The sequence below is a fragment of the Sphaerotilus sp. genome, assembly GCF_041083715.1.
Taxonomy (GTDB): Bacteria; Pseudomonadota; Gammaproteobacteria; order Burkholderiales; family Burkholderiaceae_C; genus Sphaerotilus.
Genome location: NZ_JBFPGY010000036.1, coordinates 1 through 4,122 on the forward strand (window position 1 = coordinate 1; position 4,122 = coordinate 4,122).

General features: G+C 72.7%; 3 protein-coding genes. All 3 read right to left on the minus strand.

The features are described 5' to 3' along the window. A partial coding sequence (locus AB3X43_RS01795; RefSeq protein WP_369428180.1) for a M16 family metallopeptidase occupies positions 1-1,108 on the minus strand: 1,108 nt, incomplete at its 3' end. Then, positions 1,105-2,556 (minus strand): M16 family metallopeptidase, encoded by a 1,452-nt coding sequence (locus tag AB3X43_RS01800; RefSeq protein ID WP_369428181.1) that lies wholly within the window; start codon positions 2,554-2,556, stop codon positions 1,105-1,107. The genes AB3X43_RS01795 and AB3X43_RS01800, both read right to left, overlap by 4 nt. Further along, positions 2,543-4,122, minus strand: a 1,580-nt coding sequence (locus AB3X43_RS01805) for a diguanylate cyclase domain-containing protein (protein ID WP_369428182.1), incomplete at its 5' end; no start/stop codon positions are given. The genes AB3X43_RS01805 and AB3X43_RS01800, both read right to left, overlap by 14 nt.

The following is a 4,122-nucleotide window of genomic DNA, read 5'->3' on the forward strand; positions in this document are numbered from 1 at the left end:
GCTGCTCGACCCGCCCGCTCACCCCGTAGGACAGGCCGCGCCGGATGCGCACCTCCTGGTTGAGCCGGGCCGAGTGGCCGGCGCCCATCACGGCGACCGCCAGGGTGCCGGCAGCATGGTCGGGCGCATCGGTGCCAACGAAGGGCGCGCACAGCAGCACGCTGCTCTGGGTGGCCGCAGGCAGATGGATCAACAGGGTCGGTGCCAGCACCGGCGCCGGTGCCTCCGCGGGCACCTCGCGGGGTTCGGCTGGCGGTGGCTCCGTGGTCCGGTGCCAATCGTCCAGCACCGGCCCGACCACCACCCGCGCGCCGGCCAGATCGATGTCCCCTGCCAGCACCACCGCCACCCGGTCCGGCCGCACCCAGTGGCGGTGCAGCGCCACAACGTCCTCGCGCCGGACCGCCATCACGCTGTCTGTCGTGGTGACCTCGCCCTGGGCATCGCGCCCCCAGGCCGTGCGGTGCGCGACCAGTGCCGCCAGCACCGCCGGGTCCTGCCGCCGCAGGGCCAGCGCGTCGCGCATCTGCGCCCGCACGCTCTGCAGGTCCGCCGCGGCCAGCAGCGGCCGGCGCAGCAGATCGGCCAGCAGCGCCAGCGCCGCCGGGACCCTCGGCGTGAGCACGGTCATCTCCAGCGCGATCAGCCGCTCCTCGACGCGCACGGACACGGTCCCGCCCAGCGCCTCGGCTTGCCGGGACAGCGTCACGCCATCGACCGCGCGACCGCGGCGCAACGCGCCCTTGGTCAACAGCTGCGCCAGCAGCTCGGCACAGCCACGGCGGCCGGGTGGATCGAATGCGGGCCCGCAACGCACCAGCAATGCCACGCTGGTCAGCGGCAGCCCTTGCCGCGGCGAGACGATCAGCGTCAGGCCGTTGTCGCCCCGCACTTCTTCGGAGCGCACCGGGACCTGCAGCGACACGGCCGGACCAGGTTCGGGCCATGGCGGCGGGGAGGCCGAGCGGTCGACGACCCGTGTGGCCGGCTGCCCGGCCGCGACGACCGGAACGGGTCGCACCACCGGTGCGGTGCATCCGCCCGTCACCGAACCCACGGCCACCGCGCCACCCTGCACCAGCCAGCCACCAAAGGTGCGCCGCTTCATGCCAGCCCTCCGGACACGGCCGCAGGCGGCCCCTGCACATAGCGCAGCGCCACCGCGGGCGCCGCCAGCACATGCGTGCGCAGCACGCGCTGCACATCCTCGGCGCGGATCGCCTGCAGTTGCGCCAGTTCCACGTCGGCGGCGCCCGCATCCTGCCGCCGCACGATGGACCAGCCGACCGCCAGCGCACGGCCCTCGGCGGTCTGTCGCGCCACCAGCGCTTCGGTCAGCAACTGCGTGCGCACCTTGTCCAGTTCGCCGATCGGGATGCGGCCGTGGGCCAGTCGGTGCACGGTCCGCATCAGCGCGGCCTCCAGCTGCGGCAGCCTGGGATCGTGGCGCGCGTCGCTGCCGACCACCGAAGGACCCGAGGCGATCGCCCAGGCGCTGAGCATGCCGGCGTCCGCGTGCAGATCGACGCCGAAGCCCGCGCTCTGCGCCAGCCGATCCTGCTCGACCAGCCCGACCGACAGGCGGGAGGACTCCCCCTGCCCCAGCAACGCGCCCGCCACGCGCAGCGGTGCGGCGTCCGGGTGGGCGGCCTCCGGTGCCAGCCACAGCAACGCCAGCGCCGGCGCAGGCACCTGCGGTGCCGGCAGCGTGACCACCTGCCCGCGGTCGCGGCGCGGCTCCCGCAGCGACACCCGCGGCACGGGCGTGTCCGGCGACGCCAGTGCACCGAAATACCGGTCCACCCAGGCGTGGACCCGGGACGGATCAATGTCACCCGCCACGATCAGCGTGGCGTTGTCGGGCCGGTAATAGGTGGCATGGAAGCGCTGCACATCGTCGAGGGTGGCCGCGTTGAGGTCCTCGACCCGGCCGATCACCGGGTTCCGGTACGGATGGACCCGCCACAGGGCCGGTGCCATGGCGTTGAAAAGCCGGCCGTAGGGATCGACCAGCACCCGCTGGCGGAACTCCGACGCCACCACCGCGCGCTCGCTGAGGAACTGCGGCTCGGTGACGAGCAGTTGTGCCATGCGCTCGGCCTCGGCCCAGAGCAGGCGCTCGACGTGGTTGGCCGGCACGGTGTTGAGATAGACGGTCGCATCCTCGGTGGTGAAGGCGTTGTTCTGGCCACCCACGTCCTCGGTCAGCCGGTCGAAGGCCTCGTCGGCGAGGTGGCGGGTGCGCTTGAACATCATGTGCTCGAACAGGTGCGCGAAGCCCGAGCGGCCCGGCGGGTCGTCCTTGCCACCGACCCGGTACCAGACCTGGAGCGCGGCCGTGCCCGAACCGGCGCGCCCGGCGATCGGCTCGTCCGGCAACAGCACCACCTGCAGTCCGTTGCGCAGCATCCGCACCTGCGGCGACAGCGCCGGCACGCGCACCATGGCCACCGGCGCCTGCGCGTGCAGGTCCGCCAGCCCGCCGGCGGCCAGCAGGACTGCGCCTTGCCGCAGCCACCGACGGCGTCCCGCTGGCAGCGACTCAGGGCGCGCCAAGATCGGTGTCCAGTGCATGGTGGAAGCGCAGACCGTTGCGGCCCTCGCGCTTGGCCTGGTACATGGCGGTATCGGCACGGCGCATCAGCGTGGCCTCGTCCTCGCCGTCGCCGGGGAAGACGGCGATGCCGATGCTGAAGGACACGTGCAGGCTCGCCGCGCCGATCCGGTACGGCTGCGCCGCCACCGCCGCCAGGATGTGGCGCGCCACCTCGGCCGCATCTTCGGCCGCGCCGATCTGCGGCAGCAGCACCACGAACTCGTCGCCGCCGAGCCGGCAGACCGTGTCGCTGGTCCGCACGGCGCCCAGCACGCTGAGGGCCACCTGTTGCAGCAGCTCGTCCCCCACGCCGTGGCCCTGCCGGTCGTTGATCTGCTTGAAGTGGTCGAGGTCCAGGAACATCAGCGCCAGACAGCCCCCGCTGCGCCGAGCCAGCTGCAGCGCCTGCTGCAGGCGGTCCTGGAGCAGCAGGCGGTTAGGCAGGCCGGTCAATGCGTCATGCTGGACCTGGCGTGCCAGCGTGCGGGCCAGGTCGTGCGCGGTGGTCGTGTCCTGGAAGGTTGCGACGGCGCCGATCAGCGCGCCGCTGTCCGGCTCCCGCATCGGCGTGATCGTCTCGCGGATGACCCGGCTGCTGCCGTCCCGGTGCAGCAGCCGCGAGGACTGGCCACCGGCGCAGTCTCCTTCGTGGAGACAGGCCAGCACCGGGTCGACCAGCGGCTCGCCACTGTCCAGATCACACCGGTGCACGACCATGCCGTAGAACTGGCCCACGGCCTGTTCGGCGGTCCAGCCCGTCATCGCCATGGCCGCAGGGTTGAAACTGACGATGCAGCCACGCTCGTCGGTGCCGATCACCGCGTCGCCGATGCTGGCCAGCATCACCGACATCCGCAGGAACTGCGCCGCCAGCTGCTCGGCCAGCCGCTTGCGGGTGACGTCCTCGACGATGGCCAGCGCGCTGCCCATGCGCCCGCGTGCATCGCACTCGCAGGTCGAGGACAGCAGCACATCGACGAGCTGGCCATCCCGGCACACCATGCGCAGCTCGATGTCGCGAACCTCGCCGGTGCGCAGCAGGACCGGCCAGACCTGCGTCCGCATCCGCTGGCGCGACGGGCCGTCCAGGAACTCGGTGGCTCGGTGCCCCAGCACCTCGTCCACCGGGTAGCCCAGATGCTCCAGCCAGCGTTGGCTGACGGCCACGATGCGGCCCTCCGCGTCGATCGAATGCAGCATCGCGGGCGTGTGCTCGTAGAGCTGGCGCAGGCGCTCGCGTTCACGCTCCAGCGCGCGCTGGCGGCCGCGCGCCGACTCCATCGCGGCGGCCAGCAGCAGTGGCGGCAGCAGCGCGGCCAGCAGGGGCAGGTGCAGCAGCAAGGTCTGCCAGTCGCCATGGACTTGGGGCAGTGCCAGACCACCCCCTGCGATGGTGGCTTCGGCAGCCAGAGAGACCAGCCAGACCTGCAGCACGACGTCCAGATAACGCAGGCGCACGGCGGCCGCCAGCATCGGCAGACCCAGGTAGACAAACGGGAACGGCAGGTGCGGCAGGGCCAGCGCCG